The 18,565-nt window shown below is 53.0% G+C and carries 14 protein-coding genes; 5 read left to right on the top strand and 9 right to left on the bottom strand.

Annotated elements, in window-relative coordinates; translation table 11 throughout:
* Positions 1–17: 17 nt before the first annotated feature.
* Positions 18–2,777 carry a type I DNA topoisomerase gene (gene topA / locus NDA02_RS04750; protein ID WP_190794279.1) on the bottom strand — a complete coding sequence of 920 codons (2,760 nt, stop codon included), beginning with the start codon at positions 2,775–2,777 and terminating at the stop codon, positions 18–20.
* 478 nt (positions 2,778–3,255) lie between these two features.
* Between topA and NDA02_RS04745 the strand changes: the two genes are divergently transcribed.
* Complete coding sequence (locus NDA02_RS04745; RefSeq protein ID WP_190794278.1) at positions 3,256–4,836, top strand: NAD(P)H-quinone oxidoreductase subunit N; 1,581 nt, start codon at positions 3,256–3,258, stop codon at positions 4,834–4,836.
* Between the two features lie 440 nt (positions 4,837–5,276).
* Here NDA02_RS04745 and NDA02_RS04740 read toward each other — a convergent pair whose 3' ends face one another.
* The 3 genes from NDA02_RS04740 to crtD all read right to left on the bottom strand — a co-directional run bounded on the left by NDA02_RS04740 (position 5,277) and on the right by crtD (position 8,077).
* Positions 5,277–5,693 (bottom strand): hypothetical protein, encoded by a 417-nt coding sequence (locus NDA02_RS04740; RefSeq protein ID WP_348247822.1) that lies wholly within the window; start codon positions 5,691–5,693, stop codon positions 5,277–5,279.
* 579 nt (positions 5,694–6,272) lie between these two features.
* On the bottom strand, positions 6,273–6,497 hold the full coding sequence (locus NDA02_RS04735) for a Uma2 family endonuclease (RefSeq protein WP_199296823.1): 225 nt from the start codon (positions 6,495–6,497) through the stop codon (positions 6,273–6,275).
* Positions 6,498–6,562: 65 nt separating this feature from the next.
* Positions 6,563–8,077 (bottom strand): C-3',4' desaturase CrtD, encoded by a 1,515-nt coding sequence (gene crtD, locus NDA02_RS04730; RefSeq protein WP_190794276.1) that lies wholly within the window; start codon positions 8,075–8,077, stop codon positions 6,563–6,565.
* Between the two features lie 185 nt (positions 8,078–8,262).
* Between crtD and NDA02_RS04725 the strand changes: the two genes are divergently transcribed.
* On the top strand, positions 8,263–9,714 hold the full coding sequence (locus NDA02_RS04725) for a DICT sensory domain-containing protein (RefSeq protein ID WP_190794275.1): 1,452 nt from the start codon (positions 8,263–8,265) through the stop codon (positions 9,712–9,714).
* Between the two features lie 73 nt (positions 9,715–9,787).
* Positions 9,788–10,429, top strand: coding sequence for a pentapeptide repeat-containing protein (locus NDA02_RS04720; protein ID WP_190794274.1), 642 nt, complete (start codon positions 9,788–9,790; stop codon positions 10,427–10,429).
* A gap of 69 nt (positions 10,430–10,498) precedes the next feature.
* Here the strand turns inward: NDA02_RS04720 and NDA02_RS04715 are convergent, their stop codons facing one another.
* The 4 genes from NDA02_RS04715 to NDA02_RS04700 all read right to left on the bottom strand — a co-directional run bounded on the left by NDA02_RS04715 (position 10,499) and on the right by NDA02_RS04700 (position 13,307).
* Positions 10,499–10,831 carry a hypothetical protein gene (locus NDA02_RS04715; protein ID WP_190794273.1) on the bottom strand — a complete coding sequence of 111 codons (333 nt, stop codon included), beginning with the start codon at positions 10,829–10,831 and terminating at the stop codon, positions 10,499–10,501.
* A gap of 369 nt (positions 10,832–11,200) precedes the next feature.
* A complete protein-coding gene (locus NDA02_RS04710) occupies positions 11,201–12,559 on the bottom strand; it encodes a folylpolyglutamate synthase/dihydrofolate synthase family protein (protein ID WP_348254482.1) in 1,359 nt (452 codons plus the stop codon).
* 208 nt (positions 12,560–12,767) lie between these two features.
* Positions 12,768–13,085, bottom strand: coding sequence for a DUF3007 family protein (locus NDA02_RS04705; protein ID WP_190790248.1), 318 nt, complete (start codon positions 13,083–13,085; stop codon positions 12,768–12,770).
* Positions 13,086–13,088: 3 nt separating this feature from the next.
* Positions 13,089–13,307, bottom strand: coding sequence for an NAD(P)H-quinone oxidoreductase subunit L (locus tag NDA02_RS04700; protein ID WP_190790249.1), 219 nt, complete (start codon positions 13,305–13,307; stop codon positions 13,089–13,091).
* Between the two features lie 661 nt (positions 13,308–13,968).
* On the opposite strand from NDA02_RS04700, the gene NDA02_RS04695 reads away from it, so the two are divergent.
* On the top strand, positions 13,969–14,916 hold the full coding sequence (locus NDA02_RS04695) for a hypothetical protein (RefSeq protein WP_190790250.1): 948 nt from the start codon (positions 13,969–13,971) through the stop codon (positions 14,914–14,916).
* A 105-nt stretch (positions 14,917–15,021) separates the two neighbouring features.
* Here the strand turns inward: NDA02_RS04695 and NDA02_RS04690 are convergent, their stop codons facing one another.
* Complete coding sequence (locus NDA02_RS04690; RefSeq protein WP_190790251.1) at positions 15,022–15,870, bottom strand: DUF1350 family protein; 849 nt, start codon at positions 15,868–15,870, stop codon at positions 15,022–15,024.
* Between the two features lie 495 nt (positions 15,871–16,365).
* Here NDA02_RS04690 and NDA02_RS04685 point away from each other — a divergent pair, with 495 nt between their 5' ends.
* The gene (locus NDA02_RS04685) at positions 16,366–18,564 is read left to right on the top strand and encodes a cation:proton antiporter (RefSeq protein ID WP_190790507.1); all 2,199 of its coding nucleotides are present in this window, start codon (positions 16,366–16,368) and stop codon (positions 18,562–18,564) included.
* The last annotated feature ends 1 nt before the right edge of the window (position 18,565 follow it).

Genomic DNA, 18,565 nt, shown 5'->3' with positions numbered 1-18,565 from the left:
CAAGGCGCAAACTCCTGCTAGGACGAAGCCTTAGACTTTGCACTAGATTTCGTGGTTTTCGCTGCTGACTTTGTCGTTTTCTTGGCGGCAGTTTTAGTGCTGGTCGTCTTGGTCGTCTTTTTGGCTTTGGTCGTTTTGCTCTCTTCTGGGTCGCTTTCTGCCGACTTGCTGGTCGATTTGCGGGTCGAAGCCTTACTGGTCGTGGACTTGGTAGTCGATCGCCCTTTCTTCTTCGTGCCTGCCTTTTCCGTAAGAGCCTGCACCGCTTTGTCGAGCGTCAGCCCTTCGACGGTTTCGCCTTCGGGCAGCGAAGCATTGACCTTGCCGTGCTTCACATAGGGGCCATAGGGACCGCTATAGATATTTACAGGTTCGCCGTCTTCAGGGTGTGCGCCCAGTTCGCGAATTGGCTTGGCAGATTTGCTGCGTCCCCGTCCGGCTTTGGGTTCAGAGAGCAGTTGTAGGGCACGATCGAGGGTAATGGTCAGCACGTTGTCGTCGCCTTTAAGCGATCGATAGTCCTTGCCTTCTTTGCCCTGATCATGCACTACATAAGGACCAAACCGCCCCAGGTTTGCCTGAATCTTGCCGCCTGTCTCCGCGTGAACTCCGAGCGTGCGCGGCAGAGCCAGCAGCCCCACAGCAGTTTCTAGCGTCATTTGCTGCGGATTCATGCCTTTGGGCAGCGATGCCCGCTTTGGCTTTGGATTGGCTTCGCTTTCGTCACCGAGCTGGACGTAGTGACCGTAGGGACCAATTCGTAGATAAATCGGTTCGCCCGTTTCGGGATGAAAGCCCACCTTATCTGGACCTTCAGTTTTCTGGCGCAGCAGCACTTCCACCTGCTCCGGGTCGAGATCGGCAGGGGTCAGGTCTTGCGGAATCGAAGCTTTTACGGCTCCCTCATCACCATCGACTTCCAGATAGGCCCCGTATTTGCCGATGCGAACTTTTGCTTCCAGCCCCTCTAAATCTAGGGTGCGGGCTTCGGTGGGGTCAATCTGGCTCTCTCGCTGCTTCACCTGGTTTTCTAAGCCCTGCTCGCCCCGGTAGAACTGTTGTAGATAGGGCAACCACTGCGCTTCTCCAGTCGAGATTTCGTCCAGAGTCTGCTCCATTCGTGCCGTAAAGCTAGTATCAACCAGATCAGGGAAATGCTTTTCCAGCAGTCCGGTCACGGCGAAGGCGGTGAAGGTGGGAATCAAGGCATTATTCACCATCTGGGCATAGCCCCGATCGATAATCGTGCCAATAATGCTGGCATAGGTACTTGGACGCCCAATGCCTTCACTTTCCAGCGTTTTCACCAGCGAAGCTTCTGTGAACCGTGCGGGAGGCTGGGTCTCATGCCCGATCGCCTCTAGATCCTGACAGTTAGGACGATCGCCCGTTCGCAGTGAAGGCAGGATCACCTCTTGGCTTTCGATCGCTGCATCCGGGTCGTCTGATCCCTCCACGTAGGCGCGGAAGAATCCAGGAAAAACAATTCGCTTGCCTGTCGCCCGAAATCCGGCATCCTCAACCTGAAGCTGCACCGTAATGTTGAGCTGCTGTACTTCTGCCATCTGGGTGGCGACCGTCCGCTTCCAGATCAGGTCATAAAGCTGAAGCTCTCGCCCAGAAAGTCCGGTTTCCTGGGGCGTGCGGAAGGTGCTGCCTGCGGGACGGATGGCTTCGTGTGCCTCCTGTGCGCCCTTGCTTTTGGTGGAATAACGGCGCGGCTCTGGGCTGAGGTATTCTTTGCCGTACATCTGCTCCACACAGCTTCGGGCAGCAACGATCGCCTGCTGCGATAGGTTCACCGAGTCCGTTCGCATGTACGTAATGTAGCCCTGCTCGTAGAGGCTCTGAGCTACGCGCATGGTGTCACGGGCAGAGAGCTTCAGCTTGCGGTTTGATTCCTGTTGCAGGGTGGAAGTCGTGAAGGGTGGAGACGGCTTGCGGGTAGAAGCGCGTTCCTCCAGATTGGTGACTTGCCACGGCTGAGACTGAAGACGATCGACGAGCGATCGAGCTTCGGCTTCTTCTAGTAATAAAACGTTACGTCCAGCAATAATTTGTCCGCTGTTTTCGTCAAAGTCGCTGCCGTTGGCGATCCGGGTTCCGCGCAAGCTGACCAATCGCGCTTCGAACGGCGTATTGTCCTTGCTAAGGGTGGATTTCAGATCCCAGTAGGAGCCTTTGCGGAAGGCGCGACGCTGCCGTTCCCGTTTTACCAGTAACCGCACAGCAACGGATTGAACCCGACCTGCCGATAAGCCCCAGGCAATTTTTTTCCAGAGCAGGGGTGAAAGGGTGTATCCCACGAGGCGATCGAGGATGCGGCGGGTTTCCTGTGCCCGAACAAGCTGTTCATCGACGGTGCGGCAGTTTTTCAGAGCTTCCTGGATTGCCTCTTCAGTAATTTCGTGGAAGACCATCCGTTTGATCGGAACCTTGGGCTGAAGCACCTGGAGCAAATGCCAGCTAATGCTTTCACCTTCTCGGTCTTCGTCAGTTGCTAGGACAAGTTCGTCGGCGTTTTTTAGCGCATCTTTGAGTGCCTTGACGACTTTCTTTTTATCCTGGGGAATCACGTAGAGCGGTTCAAAGTTCCCATCTACATTCACACCAATCTTCGCCCACTCTTCGGATTTGACCGTTTCTGGAATCTCTTTCGCAGTCTGAGGCAGATCGCGAACGTGCCCCATCGATGCCTCGACCTGATAGCCGCGAGGCAGGAAGCCGCGGATCGTCTTTGCTTTAGTGGGAGATTCAACAATAACCAGGGTTGACATGGCAACAATTGCTCTTCCAGGGAGTGTGATGCGGGTGAACAGGGGGCGGCGAACCTATCTGGAATCCTAAAATAACGTTCTTCTGGGAAGACTGCCAACGGTGCGAAGGACGGTTTGCCGAAGTCCGACTGGGGAGAAACTGCGCTGGAACGGGCAATACGAGGCGGTTTTTCCTACGAGGTAATCGGGCATTAGTGCATCATCCTAACAACATCTTGAGCAGATTCGCCTCTCCTTATCATTAATATCAGCAGAATCAGGGGTTAAACCTGCCGATTTCCTCATCATGACATCGGGAACGTTCAACCTCTACACGATATGATCCACTATGAAGGATTGTTTAAGATTCTCGGAGGCATCAGTCCGGTTCGATCACCCTCGGTTCGATTCACGATTAGAGGGAACTGCCCCGTATCGACTGGCGTTCTCTGCTCTCACTGATCCTTCTTGTTGATTCTCCGCAGACAGCCAGAATCCTATGGACTTTGCCAATCTTGCCTCCCAGCTTAATGCTGGCACCATTCTTCCAGAAGGAATCGTGATTATTACGCTGATGGTCGTCCTGCTCGGCGACATCATTGGCGGACGATCCGCGACCCGCTGGACTCCCTACTTCGCGATCGGCGGACTCTTGAGTGCGATCGTGGCTCTTTTTTACCAGTGGGATATCGCTAGCCCGATCGCCTTTCTTGGATCATTTAACTCCGATGCCCTCAGTATTGTGTTTCGCGGAATTATCGCCCTTTCGGCTGCGGTGACAATCCTGATTACGGTGCGCTATATCGAGCAGTCGGGCACGCCCCTGGGCGAGTTTTTGGTGATTCTGCTGACCGCAACCGTAGGTGGGATGCTGTTGTCTGGCTCTGATGAGCTGATCATGATCTACGTTGCGCTAGAAACCCTCAGTATCTCTTCCTATCTGCTGACGGGCTACATGAAGCGTGACCCGCGATCTAACGAAGCTGCCCTCAAGTATTTGCTAATCGGCGCGACCAGTTCTGCCATCTTCCTGTACGGCGTTTCGCTGCTCTATGGACTGTCGGGTGGTCAAACTCGCCTCACGGCTATCACAGCAAACGTGGTTGGCGGCGAACAGTCGCTCGGTATTGTGATCGCACTGGTGTTTGTGATCGCCGGAATTGCGTTCAAAATCGCGGCTGTGCCCTTCCACCAGTGGACGCCTGACGTTTACGAAGGTTCTCCGACTCCTGTCGTAGCGTTCCTGTCGGTTGGTTCCAAGGCGGCTGGATTTGCCCTAGCGATTCGCCTGCTAGTAACTGCCTTCCCTGCTGTGTCGGAGCAGTGGCACTTTGTGATGGCAGCCCTGGCGATTCTCAGTATGGTACTGGGCAATGTGGTTGCGCTGGCGCAGTCGAGCATGAAGCGGATGCTGGCCTATTCGTCGATCGCCCAGGCAGGCTTTGTCATGATCGGTCTGATTGTTGGTACGGATGCAGGCTATTCCAGCATGATCTTCTACCTGATGGTCTACCTGTTCATGAACCTGGGCGGCTTTGCCTGCGTGATTCTCTTCACCCTCAGAACGGGAACCGACGAAATCAGCGAATACAGCGGTCTGTATCAGAAAGACCCGCTGCTCACGCTTTGCCTCAGCCTGTGTCTCTTGTCTCTGGGCGGTATTCCGCCGTTAGCAGGCTTTTTCGGGAAGGTCTACCTGTTTTGGGCAGGCTGGCAGGCTGGAGCTTATGGACTGGTGCTCATCGGTCTGCTAACCAGCGTTATCTCGATTTATTACTACATCCGTGTGGTGAAAATGATGGTGGTGAAAGAGCCGGAGGAAATGTCCGACGCGGTGAAAAACTACCCCGAAATTCGCTGGAATCTGCCGGGAATGCGTCCGCTTCAGGTTGGCTTGATCGTCTGTCTGGTGTTTACGGCGATCGGCGGCATCCTCTCCAATCCGCTCTTTGGTCTGGCAGACAGCTCGGTTACCCGCACGCCGCTGCTTCAACCCGCAGGTTTAGCTCAAGAGCAGCCTACCCCGGTTGGAATCCAGGATGTTGCTGAAGTGATTGTTCCGCAAATTGAGAAGCTCTAGGCAGTCACACCAGATGTCAGTTTGAATATTGAAGACGAAGGACACAGGGGTTGTGTCCTTTTTTTCGTTGTGGGAATTGGGAAGGATGGCTGTATTTACCTACCTCTCCTTCTAAAGACCGACATTCACAAAATAGCAATTTTTGTCATATCAGAAACAAATTTTAGAATTTGGCACTCTACCCTGGAGATATCCTGCAACCAGGGAGATCGATTATGGGCTGGTTTGTCAGGTTGAAGTACGCCGATTAGATTCGATGAGAAGCGGCATGGTGGAGTTTTACACGCCGCAGTCCAGACGAAGGCAACGACTGGAAAAACCGAGCGAGCCATGCTCAGAGTCTTGCGTCCTGCTGCAAAAAGTAATGAGGGGGAGCACAGTCCCCCTGTTCATGACATCGTTTGGTTCATGACATCGTTTAGTTAGAACGACGCTGCCAATTACACCATTCCAGGTCCTCTGCCGCGTTTGTCGCCCTCAATCGTCAAATCTCCAGCACTGTCTTCATTCACTTCTGCTCGTTCTTCAGCCTGTTCAGCCTCTCTTGCTTCTTCAGCCTGACGTGCATCGCCTGGGACTTCGTAGTACATCTCTGGCTCGATCGCGTAGTTGTTCAGCAATCCTTCTTTATCAACGGTGTAGCCGTCTGTGGTGTGGATGCTCTGTGCGTCAGTCTGCTCATTGGTGGGGGCAGTGGCTTCCTGTTCTTCAGTGGGATGAGTCTTAAACCGATCGCCTTCTCGCTCCATGCGGGCACCCGTTTCAGCAGGAGTAATATGGGGGTCGTAGGCGTTATCAGCAGCGCGATCGGCAGAATCGGAAGCAGTGTGCTTGGTGTTATCACGTTCTTTATTCATGGCTTTGCTACTCATTTTGAAAATGCTTGTCAAAAATTCGTTTACGCCATAAGAGTAGCCCGCTGGTAACAACGAATACACTCTCCCTGTAGGGGAATTAAGTTGAATTCAAACGAATTTTGGCTCTGTCAAAAGACGGAAGAAAGTCTGGACAATGAAAAAATTCCGCGATCTTGTCGTGATGGAAGACCCATTCCTTTTGAGCTTCGCATTTGGCATCTTTCCGCTAGCGGCTGATCACCATGCGATATTTCTTGTCTTCCATGCACCGTAGCTCGTTATAGAACTTGTTTGCAGGCAAATTCTGAGTTCAAAAAGCGATCGTTTCTGTTTTGCAGTGCAACTTCTAGGATTGGAAAGACAAGTTTTGAGTTGAAAGGGATAACTTTTGGGTTTAGAGGGCGAGCAGATTTCTTGTCCCTTTGAGCAAGCGTGGAGCAAGAATTCAGCGCAAGAGATGGTCCGAGAGTTACGCAATCAGGCTTAAAGGAATTTCAAAGTTCCCCAGTATTGGGGAATTCAGGGGACACTGCGGGAGGCTTACGACTGCGTCAAATCTCTCCTTAAAAATCCCACTCCTCAAATAGTTCGGAAACAGGCATTGAAAAGCCAGGAACGATGCTTGTGCTGCCGAACATGAATCGCTAAGAGACCACCCAGAAATGAGCTAATGCCTCCATGCTCCATTCCAAAATTGCCCATATCCGCTAGCTGCCCGTTAACCAATTCATAGCGATGCCCATCCTGGGACAATGCCATGAATTCCTCATCCGTCCAGACCTTGTTCTCGGTGGAGATTGTCATCACCCAAGCCTCCTGAGATCTTGCCGGATTGCTGTCTTTAGTGTGGCACGCCCTCACGCGCTCACTTACCTTTTCACTTCCTGCTCAACCTGCCGCATCACGGTCAACGCTGAATAACTTACCCCTGCTGTGCCCTCACCAGGATGGGTCGAGTCTCCCACGAGCCAGAGTGATCGAATTGGAGTGCGCGTCGCAAACCCAAACGGACCAAAGGTGGGAATGCGTTGACCAATGCCGCCGACAATGCCTTTGCTGCGTCCGGTGTAGTGGGCAAAGGTGCGGGGCGTAGCGGCTTCCTGATGCACGATTGTCTCCGGCGTGAGCTGGAAATATTGGGAAAGGCGGGAAAGCGCCTGGTCGGTGTACTGCTGTTTGAGCTGCTGATAGTCTTCGATCGAGCAGTCCCACCAGCGTTTAGGGTCGGTAAACGAAGAGGCAATGATTGTGGCATGACCTTCTGGAGCTCGGCCGTCTCCCGGCTTGCTGACGGACACAAAGAACGAGTTGTTTTCGGCGATCGGTCCCGCGTAGTCGTAAAGAAACTGAAGGTGGGGCGGACAGTTGGCAGGCAGCGCGTCCTGCTTTACGCCCAAATAGATAACAAAAGCGCTAGAGGCAGGCGGCAGTTTTGTAATGCGATTTCGATAGCCTTGGGGAACCGCATTGCCCAAAAGCTTCACCAGATTCTGTACTGTGACATTTGCCACTACCTGGTCGGCGGATTCTGTCCAGACTTCTCCCGTTTTCTGGCTGCGAATTTGCACCGCTTTCACCTGCTTGCCTTCGGTCAAAATCCGCTCAACAGTATGCCGCATCAGGAGCCGACCGCCATCCCGCTCTAGGGATTCGACGAGTCGATCGCTCAATGCCTGCATACTGCCCTGAAGGTGAAACAGTCCATGCGGCTCTTGAGACACTGCCAGCGCGGTTGCGGCATAAAGCAACGCTGTTTCGTCTGCGCTCACCTGGGAATAAAGCTTAAGCTGCATATCGAGAAAGGTCTTCAGGCGGTAATCATGCCCCAGCCCATACCAGCGCAACACCTGACCGACTGTAGAGAAGGTATGAGGCAAGGTCAGCAGGGTATCGGGGCGAACGGCTTGAACGAGCTGCCCAATATCCCACAGATCGCGCGGCGGCAGCACTGGATCGCGAGACTGAAACGCCCAGCTATAGCGAAACAAATCCGCCATCAGTTGCCAAAAGGGTTCGCTGCCGGGAAACTGCTTTTGTCGTTCTGCCTGCCATTGCTGCGGGTCACGCCAGACGTTGATTGGTTGCGTTTCACCAGGAAGGTACACGGCACAGGCAGGGTCGCACTCGGTTGCCGCCGGGGGTTCAATTCCTAACTCCTGAAAAATTCGGTGGTGAACGCCGCCCGGTTCCAGCCCTGCGACCTGGGTTGCGCCCACATCAAAGGTAAAGCCGCGCCGCTTAAACGTAGAGGCACAGCCCCCGGGGACGATCGCCTGATCCAGCACCAGAACGGAATAGCCGCGATGAGCTAGCAAGGCGCCTGCGGTCAGCCCCCCAATTCCTGCCCCAATCACGACCACGCGCCGACCGTGTTTCCTTGTCATAAATTCTGCAAATTCCTAATGGCGTGTTACATTACTTAATATCCTTATCATATCGCTTGTTTGCAGACTGAAAGGAACCTGGACGAGATGAGGAAAGCAATCTGGATTTATCTCTGACTGATCTCCTTGAAGAAGCAAAATCATTTGCGATGATAGAGATGAGAAGTTTTGCTTAAGTTGCCGCAATGCTGCAAGGTTCCATTCTGCAAAAGCTGGGTGACGCGCACCGATCGAGTTTCCCTGAAAAGCGACCGCTTAATTTTGGGGTGTATTACAAAAACACGCTGGTCGCCCTTTGTCATGCGCTGGAGGATGCCATTCTATCGGCAGACTACCAGCCCCTGATGATCACGGCATTTCAACGCGGCAAGTGGTATCTCCAAGAAGCCGATCGCTATGGTGACATTGCCGATCGATCGCGTCAGGTCGTGATTTTAGCCGGGGCAGATGCAGGCTTTACCGACCATCCCACCAGTCATAAGGCGAACGTAGATCTGGTTACGCTTGATCCGACCGATGCTGTAGCGCAGGAGTGGCACTTAATTATCGTGTCGCCCAATTACACTGCAATGGTGCTGTGTCAGGAGCTTTCTGACGAAGATTACGGAACGGCAGGTAGACCGCAGGCAGACTTGGAGCGCAAGTTTTACGGACTCTGGACGTTTGAACCTAGCCTGGTACAGGAAACCGCAGCCCTGGCGATCGACCACGTAGGACGCTATAACCCCGCCCTTCAGCAGCAGCTTCAAACCCATCTGGCGGAGTTGATCGATCGATCGCAGCACCATGATGCACTGTGTCATACGCCGACTGCCGATCATCTGGGCGATATTGTGATGCGGGTGATCGAGTATCTGGAAGAGAGCCAGCAAACCGTCACGACTGACCCCCAACCCCATGCTTTGGTAAGCAATCTCACCTCCAACGAACTTCAGGCACTGCTGCGAATCGCTCAGTTGATTGACCAGACTGACCTGAGTAATCCTAATGCCGCTGCCGAAGTGGCAACGCTGGCAGAAGCAATGGGTCAGCTTTTGGACCTTCCTGCCTGGCAGCTTCATCGTTTGCGGTTGGCGGGTTTGCTGCATCGGATTGCGTTTCTTCAGCCGATCGAAACGGTACTCAGTGCACAAGGTTCTGGTCAAGCGACTCATGCCGCCACACCCCTGACCAGTCCGATTATTCCGGGTGTCAAAGTGCTGCGGAAAATGCAGCGGCTCAAGGCAATTTCGACCATCCTCACCCATCAAACCGAGTGCTGGAATGGCTCTGGTCGTCCTTCGGGGCTAGCAGGCGATGAGATTCCAGTGGAGTCGCGAATTCTGGGGCTGATTGCTGACTTTCAGCAAAAATCGGCGCAGGCGCGATCGAGCGGTACTCCCGATGCCGAAGCTGCTTTGCAGGCATACCAATCCTGTCAGCAGGGTGCAAATGAGCAGTGGGACCCGAAGCTGGTTGAGGCTCTGGGTCTGTTGGTAAGCGCGATGCAGCAGGGCATAAGTTTACCCGTTGCGCTGCCCAAAATTGCTGCTGGACTGTGGCTGCTGGATTCTCACTCCTCGGAAGAATTGCTGTCTTATGGTTCTGAGCCAGAGGGGAGTGAATCAGAAGAGACGATCTCCAAAACAGGCTCCTAAAAATTCCTACTATCCCTTTGCTGGAAGCATTCGTTGTTAGATGCAGTTCAGTTATCACCAAGGACAGGAAACGATGGATATTGAAGCAATTCGCGCAGGAAAAGTGAAGCGGCTCACAGGTGCAGATCTCGAAGACGAAGACCTGTCAAAAGTAAACTTGAGCCGAGTGAATTTGGCAGGAGCCACGCTCAATGGAGCCGATCTGAGGGCAACGACGCTCAACGGAGCCAATTTGGACGGTGCGAGCTTGATGGGCTGCTGTCTGGTTGGGGCGGATTTAAGAGCGAATCTCGTTGGGGCAAACCTGATGCAGGCAGACCTGTCGGAGGCAGACCTGCGAGGCGCAAATTTGCGTGGGGCGAATCTAATGCAGTCCCGACTGGCACAAACCACGCTGGCAGGCGCATTTCTGAGTGGCGCAAATTTGATGGGCGTTAGCTTGCAGGGTGTTGATTTGCGTGGGGCAGACCTGCGTGGGGCAAACTTCAATAGCGCAAATTTGGCAGGGGCAAACCTGGCACAGGCAGACCTTCAAGGTGCGATGCTAACCGGAGCAAACCTGGAAGAGGCAGATCTGCGGGACGCAAATTTAGCCGGAGCGAATCTGAGCGGGGCAAACCTGCTTTGTGCAGATCTAGAAGGCGCAAATCTTCAGGGAACGACGCTAACGAGTGCCTGTGTTAAAGGAACGGTTCTCGATCGCGCCGAAGCCTGATTGCCGTTTTATCCAATCCTTTGTTTTACTCGACTTGCTCAACTGACTTCGCTTCCTGAGATAAGCTTCCTAGGACAGTTGCCCGTAGGTTAGCATGCCAGTGCCGGAGTCTAAATCGGTTGAGGTGTGCGTAATTTGCTCGAGTGCCATCTCGAAGTCGAGTTCGGGCGGCAGGGTCTTGAGCAGCGTCGTGAGGGCGCGGGATACGTCGCGAAATGCCTCAGCCTGTTCATTGAGTGATTCATCGCTCGATTCAGTAGAATCCGATTCAGCGGCGATCGTCTCTGTGCTGTCAGCGCGGTTGTCTACGAGTTCTCGCAAGGCTTCCAGCGTGGAAATTAATCCATACTCCCGGATGAGAGCGTTGAGATCTAATTCGAGGTCATCTGTGGTTTCTATCATGAGCTTTTGTGGTGAGGGGTATGCAGAGTGAGCGGGGGTGTTAAGTGAGCCAATTAGCCTGATCGAGTTCAGACAGTCTCAGGTTCTGATTCAAGTTCTGATTCAAGGTTTGATTATTGATAACGCTACGATGACCAGGAAGCGTCTCGCGTTGATCTTGAGAGGGATTCCCATAGGATGCGAAGCAGGATTTTTGAGCAGAACGAATTCCAGCGTTGCTGAATAGAAATATGAAGAACCCAATTGAGCTTCTGCATCGCCCCCTAAATCCCCCAATCCTGGGGGACTTTGAGGATTAGTTCCCCCCAACGTTGGGGGCTAGGGGGCAAATCATACTCGAATTCAGCAACACCTGATTAAGCGGTCTGGTTAAGTGGAAGTCTGGCGCACCAGACTGAAGAAATGCCCAATTAAGTACAGTGAACCGCACAGCCCGATCGTAGATTCAGCAGCGTCAGTCCGAGCGGCTTCTAATCCTATAACCACATCTGTGTGAGTCTGGCAGTCTTTCAGTTCGGGGCAGACTTCCCAGGCAAGTTGGGCAAGCTGAGCAAGGCTCACCGGGGTTGAGTTGGGCACGGGAACGAGGTAAAGTCGATCGCCCGGACGCAACAGAGCCTTGAACACATCCCCGTGATCTTTTCCGGCGATCATACCCATTACCCAGGCGATCGGTTTTGTCACTTGAGGACTGGTATCGACATATTGCCGCAGCATTGCTGCCCCTGCCGGATTGTGTGCTCCATCAATCAAAAGCGGCTGACCCTGCCAGGAAATCCACTGGAGTCGTCCCTGCCAGGAGGTTTTTCCCATGCCTGCCGCAATTTGCTCGTTGTCGATCTGCCAGCCTTGCTGGCGGAGAATTTGCAGCGTTGCGACTGCCAGCGCAGAATTAATAAGCTGATGCTGTCCTAAAAGCGGGAGCGGATAGCAGATTGACTCGAATGAAAAGGGTGAGTTTTCTACTGAAGTGTCGCACCATTCTGCCCAGCGCGTTTGCTGAGAATCTCTAGTTTGCTCGATCGCAGGCTCTACCCAAACGGCAGGACAGGCTAGCTGCTCTAATCGTTGCTGGAGGACGAGCGCCGCTTCTGTGGGCTGGGGTGCGATCACTGCCGGGCAGTGGGGCTTTAAAATGCCTGCTTTTTCAAAAGCAATATGCGCCAGAGTGGGTCCGAGCCGCTGCCAGTGTTCCAGGCTGAGGGATGTGATCACGCTAACCAGGGGACGATCGACCACATTGGTAGCATCCAGCCGTCCGCCCAACCCGACCTCGACCACTGCCAGATCAACCTGCTGCTGAGCAAAATAAAGCCATGCGGCGGCAGTAATCACCTCAAACTGAGTAGGGCAGGGTTGATCAGGACGGATTGCACCGACCACCTGACGCAAAATTTTGAGCAATTCGATCGGCTCAATGGCTTCCCCATTTATCGAAATTCGTTCGCACCAGTCCACCAGATGCGGGGAGGTGTATCTTCCAACGCGGTAGCCTGCGGTCTGAAGCACCGAGGAAAGAAAGGCACAGACTGACCCTTTGCCGTTGCTGCCTGCCACATGAACGATCGGGACTTGCCGCTGCGGATTGCCCAGATTTTCCAGCAGGAATTCAATTCGCTCTAAGCCTAACTCCACGCCAAAGTGAGCAAACTGGTGCAGCAGCGCATCAATTTCCGCTTGGGCATCAGGTTCAGCAAGCTCAGAAGCAAGTGAAGGGAGATTTGACATGGCAGGACGAATCGCGACAAAAGGCAGATGCTTTCACAGCATACTTTCATCTTGCCTGATCTCGTGGATTCCTGGTGGGTGAGCCTGGGTGGAAAGCAATTGCTTGGTGAGCAACGCTCCTGCCTAAAGGCGATGATTTGAAGAACTTGCAGCGATCGGTTGACTGATCCAGCCGCATCCACCGCACCAACCGCACAACGAGTGGGGATCAGTTTCCCGCCGATCGCTGCTTTTCCTGCTCGACTTCTTCCTGAAGCTTTGCCAGTTCTTCCGGGGTCATTTCTTCGAGTCGCTTTTGCAGCACAGCATCTTCGTAGTTTCGCATCTGCTCACCCAGCGTCATGTTCTTCGTGAGTACGCGAAACAAATAGGTGAGGAGCCATCCGACCACGCCGCCCACTAGCACAGCCTGGCTCCAGATGCCAGCCGAAATGCTATCTAGACCTGCAAACTGCAAAATCAGGTAGATGATTCCCCCTGCAGCAAAAATGCCAATACCAATGCCGATAACATCAATCCGTCGCATGGCTTAGCTGATTTGCCGGGGTTGGGGACGGAAGTTGAGGAAGGGACTCAGCAACACCAGACCGGGGAAGAAGAAAAATACGCCAAAATACATCAGCACGCGCTCGATCGAGCTTGCCACATACCAGCGGCTCTTGAGATACAGAAACAGCAGTGCCGGCATAACCACTAGATAAGCCCCACCTAGAGCCAGGTACAGCAGTGGAACAAGAGGAAGTGACATAGGCTTTCGCTTAAATGAAGCTTTGTTGGGTTCACTTAGGTTCAGCAAGGGCACGGCGAGAATTTCCCGTTTGCCTCTGCTGTTGTCTATCTTACCGCTTTCAACTGCCCGAAATGGAGAATCCAGACTGGGTAGGGGCGATCGAATCCCCTAAAAAACCTGATGGTTAGCGTCAGGAAAGGCGATGAAACTACAGGGAGATAGCTCTAAAGATGAAACTCCAGGGATGATAGCCCTAAAAAGAGAAACCCCAGCCGGAGCCGGGGAAGGGTGATCAGGATTGCATCCCATTTAGTCTTGAGTCGTTCGATTCAACAGTATCGGTAGGGATGACCCGATCGCGTCGTCCGATGTGTATAGATCGGCAGAACAGCCTCTCTGTCAGAAGATGGATGGACTTGTGTAATAAGTACGTGAGCCAGCGTCTCAAGACAGAAAACTTTAGCCCAGAAGCTGCTTAAAGTGATCCATATCTGCTGAGTGCAGATAAAAAGAAGCGCAAAGATTTCGATCGTTTTGGAGCAGAATCTGCAAAATGGGGATAAAGATAGAAAAAATAAATATAAATCATCAGTAATCCTGTTTATTCTTTGATTATTTTTTGATTGATTATTTTTTGCTCAACTTTTGACCTGCACGCTTTGGAAACTCAGGCATTGTCATGACGCAGCACCTCATTCCTCCTGCGGGACACGATGACTTCAACGCCCTATCGCTTCAGGATCAGATTCAAATTGCGCTGGCAGTTGCTGATGAAACCTCGCTGAAGTCGCTCTTAGTGGATTGTGTCCCGCCGATCACCGCTCTGCATCGAATTCGCAATCTCAAAACGACCGTGAGTGTCCCGCTTGCCTCTGGAACAATCGGATCATTTTCTGGGCAATCTGCCGCACCCTCGATCGACGGCATTCTTCAGTTTGAGGAGGCATACTGCACCCTGATCGCTTCAGCGGAGGAACTCAAGCAGGGCATCGCCGACTACACCCAGCAATATGGAAACGATCGCGGCTATCTTGACCTGACCCGGTGCGAGTCTGAGATGCACACCCTGGGGCAATCCCTTCCTTTGTCACAGGCACTGGCACGGTTGACCCATTCGGGCTTTTCGCCGCGACAGATCCAGGCAATTTTGCACCTGCCGCAGGATGGTTGGTTTCAGTCCTGGTGGTATGTCGTAGATGCTGCCGGAGAGTTTACCGTGCCGTTTCTGCGCGTGCTGCGGACGCTTCACTATCCCGATGGCACAGTGACAATTCAGTACAAAGACTTTTTTGCTCAGCAAAAGCCCGACTGCTATATGAGCCAGTCTCGGCAGGTGATGGTTTTGCTTAAAAACGATCGCAGCTTTAGCGAAACGTTGACCCGGATCAATCTCGCGCGGCAGCAGTTGGGGATCGATCGCGTGATCCTGGTAGGTAGCCATCTCTCGGAACTCGAAGCCAAGGCATACATTAATCAGGGCGTGAGCCTTTATATGACCCGCTCGCTGAGCCTGCCAACTCCAGCAAACTGCTGTCACTGTGTGAATTCAGATTGTCCTTGGCACGGACGGTCGGATTCTCCAGTAATTTTGTGTCGGCGATTTTGTTTCGAGGGAGTGGAAGAGTAGAGAGGTGGAGGAGTGAAGGGGTGAAGGGGTAGATGAGTGAGGAGATGAGGAGATGGGGGTGTGTCGGTGGGTGGTTTAGTCAGACTAGGTTTAGTCAGATTAGGTCTAGTCAGAATAAATGGGGTCAAGCCAGTACAGGAGGGTGCGTTTGAGTTGGTTGAGGTCGCGGGTAAGTTCTTGACGGAAGAATTGTCCGATCGCGTCGAAAGGGGAGAATTCGCTGCTTGTTTGCCACTGCACGTCCTGACCGAGGGGGGTAAGGTGGTTGCCGCGCAAGATTTTGAGGTGAGTGGTTTCGGGGAAACGCTCGTTCAGTGCCAGAGTAAGGGGTTTGGTTTGGTCAATGTCGTCGCTGGTAAATTTCACGAGCAGGTTGTGCTTGACCTGATAGTGCTTGGCGATCAGGCGATTGGTTTCTTCGGGCGATGGGGTGAATTCGACATCGAAGGCGGCAAGTTGGGGCAGGGGCAGATCTTTGAGCTGGGCGGAAAATTGGTTAGTAATTTGAGTCATCCACTGGGTTCCGAGGCGCGACAGTTCGCCTAACTGATCCAGCATCGGGATCGATCGCCTTGCCGGGTAATTGTTGAACGAAATCAGAATATTCCCGGCGCGTTCCTGCGGAAACAGACTGCCGATCAACAGATGCAGCTTGCAGCCCATGCTGTGCCCCATCCCGTAAACGGGGAGCTGCTGCCGCAAAATGTCGATTTGCAAATGCTCGATCGCCAGATTGCCAAGTCTTAAAGTGCGCTGGGCGATCGTGGTGTGATCCATTGTGTTGACAAACGGCGTTGCTACGATTGCGTAGCCCTGATTTGCCAGAAACTCCAGCAAGGTGCGGTAGGTAAGCTGGGGAGCCGTTGCCACAAATGCGCCGCCCAGAAAATGAATAATGGCGGTCGGCTGGGGGGGAACCAGCACCCAGTTACCGTAAATTTCCTGCCACTCCATAGCTTTCTTAATAGCGTTCTTGTTAATGTTTTGTGTCGCGTTACTGAAAACGCCGCTTCTTTCACTGTAGCGGCCACAAGAGTGGGGTGGTAGCGCGATCGGAGATGAACATTTCTTTAATGTTCTTATTCATTTCCTTTCGATCGGCTTAGGAGTACAGTCGGGGGCCGAGGAGTTCAGGGTTTGGAAGGCGATCGAGCATTCTTGTCTAAGGATTTTTGTCTATTGTCTGAAAGGTTCTGCGCTAAAAGATGGTTTGACCCGTCGCCCATTGCCTGCATTGCCCCCTAAATTCCTAAACGTCAAATTCCCGAACTTCTGGTTCTAACTGCGGGTTCTAACTTCCGGTTCTAAGTTCGGGGGACTTTGAGGTCTGAAGGAGTCGGTTGGTTCCCATAGAATTGGGGGCTAGAGGGACGGTTCGGCTTACGGGGATTGCGTCTCAAACATTCTCAAAAAATGCTTGTTAGAAAAAACGTTTAAGCGGGGGCTGCCATGTCGATCGTTGTAATGGTTCTGCTGCAAGTCTTGCTGGTGATTGGGCTATCGCGCCTGATGGGTCTCGGGTTTCGGGCTTTACGGCAGCCGCTGGTGATTGGCGAAATTGTTGCCGGAATTATGCTCGGTCCTTCCCTGTTCGGCACGGTGGCTCCGACGCTGGCGAGTGCGCTGTTTCCACCAGAGACGATTCCGTTTCTGGATGTGCTGTCTCAGGTCGGCTTGATCTTTTTTATGTTTCTGATCGGGCTGGAGCTGAATCCCCGCTATCTACGCGGACAGCTCGAGACTGCTGTTTTGATTTCCCATATCAGCATTGTGGTTCCGTTTACGCTGGGCACGTTGCTGTCGCTGCTGCTGTATCCGCTGGTGTCAAACGGCAGCGTTTCGTTTACGGCGTTTGCGCTGTTTTTGGGGGCGGCGATGTCAATTACGGCGTTTCCCGTTTTGGCGCGGATTATTACTGAAAACAATTTGCAGAATACGAAGCTGGGAACGCTAGCTCTCACCTGCGCTGCGGTGGATGATGTGACTGCCTGGTGTGTGCTAGCTCTGGCGATCGCTGTAACTCGCACTAACAGTATGATTGCGGCTCTGCCTACGCTGATCGCAGCCGTGGTTTACATTGCCCTGATGCTGACGATCGGGCGATTGTTCCTGAAACGGCTTGCGAAATACTACGATCGCACAGGCAAACTGACGCAGTTCGTTCTGGCGGGAATTTATATGGGCGTGGTGGCTTCTGCGCTGATTACCGAGGTGATCGGGATTCACCTGATTTTTGGGGCGTTTTTGCTGGGAGCCGTAATGCCCAAAAACGAAGGACTCACCCGCGAACTCGCCGAAAAAACTGAGGACTTTGTGCTGACCTTTTTGCTGCCGATCTTTTTTGCCTATAGCGGGCTGAGAACCCAGATTGGATTGCTGAATCGTCCAGAACTATGGCTATTGTGTGGGCTGGTGCTGCTGGTGGCGATCAGCGGCAAGTTTATTGGAACCTATGCAGCAGGGCGGGTATGCGGCATGGCAAAACGAGAAGCGGCGGCGTTGGGCTGGCTGATGAACACCCGCGGGCTAACCGAGCTGATTGTGCTGAATATCGGCTTGAGTCTGGGCGTGATTTCGCCGTTGCTGTTTACGATGCTGGTGATTATGGCACTCGTTACCACGTTCATGACTTCGCCTTTGCTAGAAGTGACTTATCCGAAGCGGCTGATTCAGCAAGATTTAGTCGCCTCGCCGCCAGAGCAGCCGTCTCTGGTGTCTGCTTCGGTGTATCGAATTCTGGTTCTGGTAGCGAATCCTGACACGCAGCTTAGACTGGTGCAACTTGCAGCGGCAATTGCTGGGACTCAGCTTCAGCAGGCGATCGTGAATCCCTTAAGTCTGATTGAGCTGGAGGAAGACTACGCCTTTGAAAGCACTCCCCTGGAAGCCGATCGCCAGATTGCAGCCCGTCAGCAGCATCTTCAAACCCTGGTGGAGAGCTTGGAGCCAGCGGTGCGTCCTTTGATTCATTCGATCGTGCGGGTGGCAAATGATGTGGCGCGAGAAGCTGTTCAGGTGGCAGAAATGGAGCAAGCCGATTTGATGCTTGTCGGGTGGCATCGTCCTGCCTTCAGCACTAATTGCCTGGGCGGCCGAGTCGGGCAAATTTTGAGTCTGGCGAGAACCGATGTAGCGGTTTTTGTAGATTACCCTACGGGCAAATTTGCGGTTCAGCCCCAGTTGCCCCAGCTCAATCAGCTTTTGTTGCCTTATGTGCCAGATATTCACAGCGATTTGGGCTTGGAACTGGGACTGCGAATTCTGGCAGGTCGTCCAGAGAGCCATCTGACTGTGCTCTGTGTTACACCTTCCGATCGCGCCGTTGGCAAGACGGCTTTCGGTCAGCAGATCGATGATTTAAGCTATGAGCTTCGTACCACCCTTCAGCGGTTGCCTGCATTTCTGCGCGATCGCGTTCACTTAAAAGTAATTACCACGGTAGAACCAATGCGGGCAGTGGTCGAATTGTCGGAAGGCATGGATTTAACGATCGCCGGAGCCAATCGGGAGTGGGGCATCGAGCGACAAACCCTGGGGCAATATACCGATGAACTCGTGAAACAATGCCGATCGTCGCTGCTGATCACTCGCCGCTATAGCCGTGTTACGTCTCATCTCGCCCCAGTTCTTATGGAAAGAGAGGCTTAAA

Origin of the sequence: Leptolyngbya sp. ST-U4 (assembly GCF_039962215.1) — a bacterium.
GTDB lineage: Bacteria > Cyanobacteriota > Cyanobacteriia > Elainellales > Elainellaceae > Leptolyngbya_A.
Note: the sequence above shows the minus strand (reverse complement) of the source record. Positions and strands in the feature narration are given on the sequence as shown.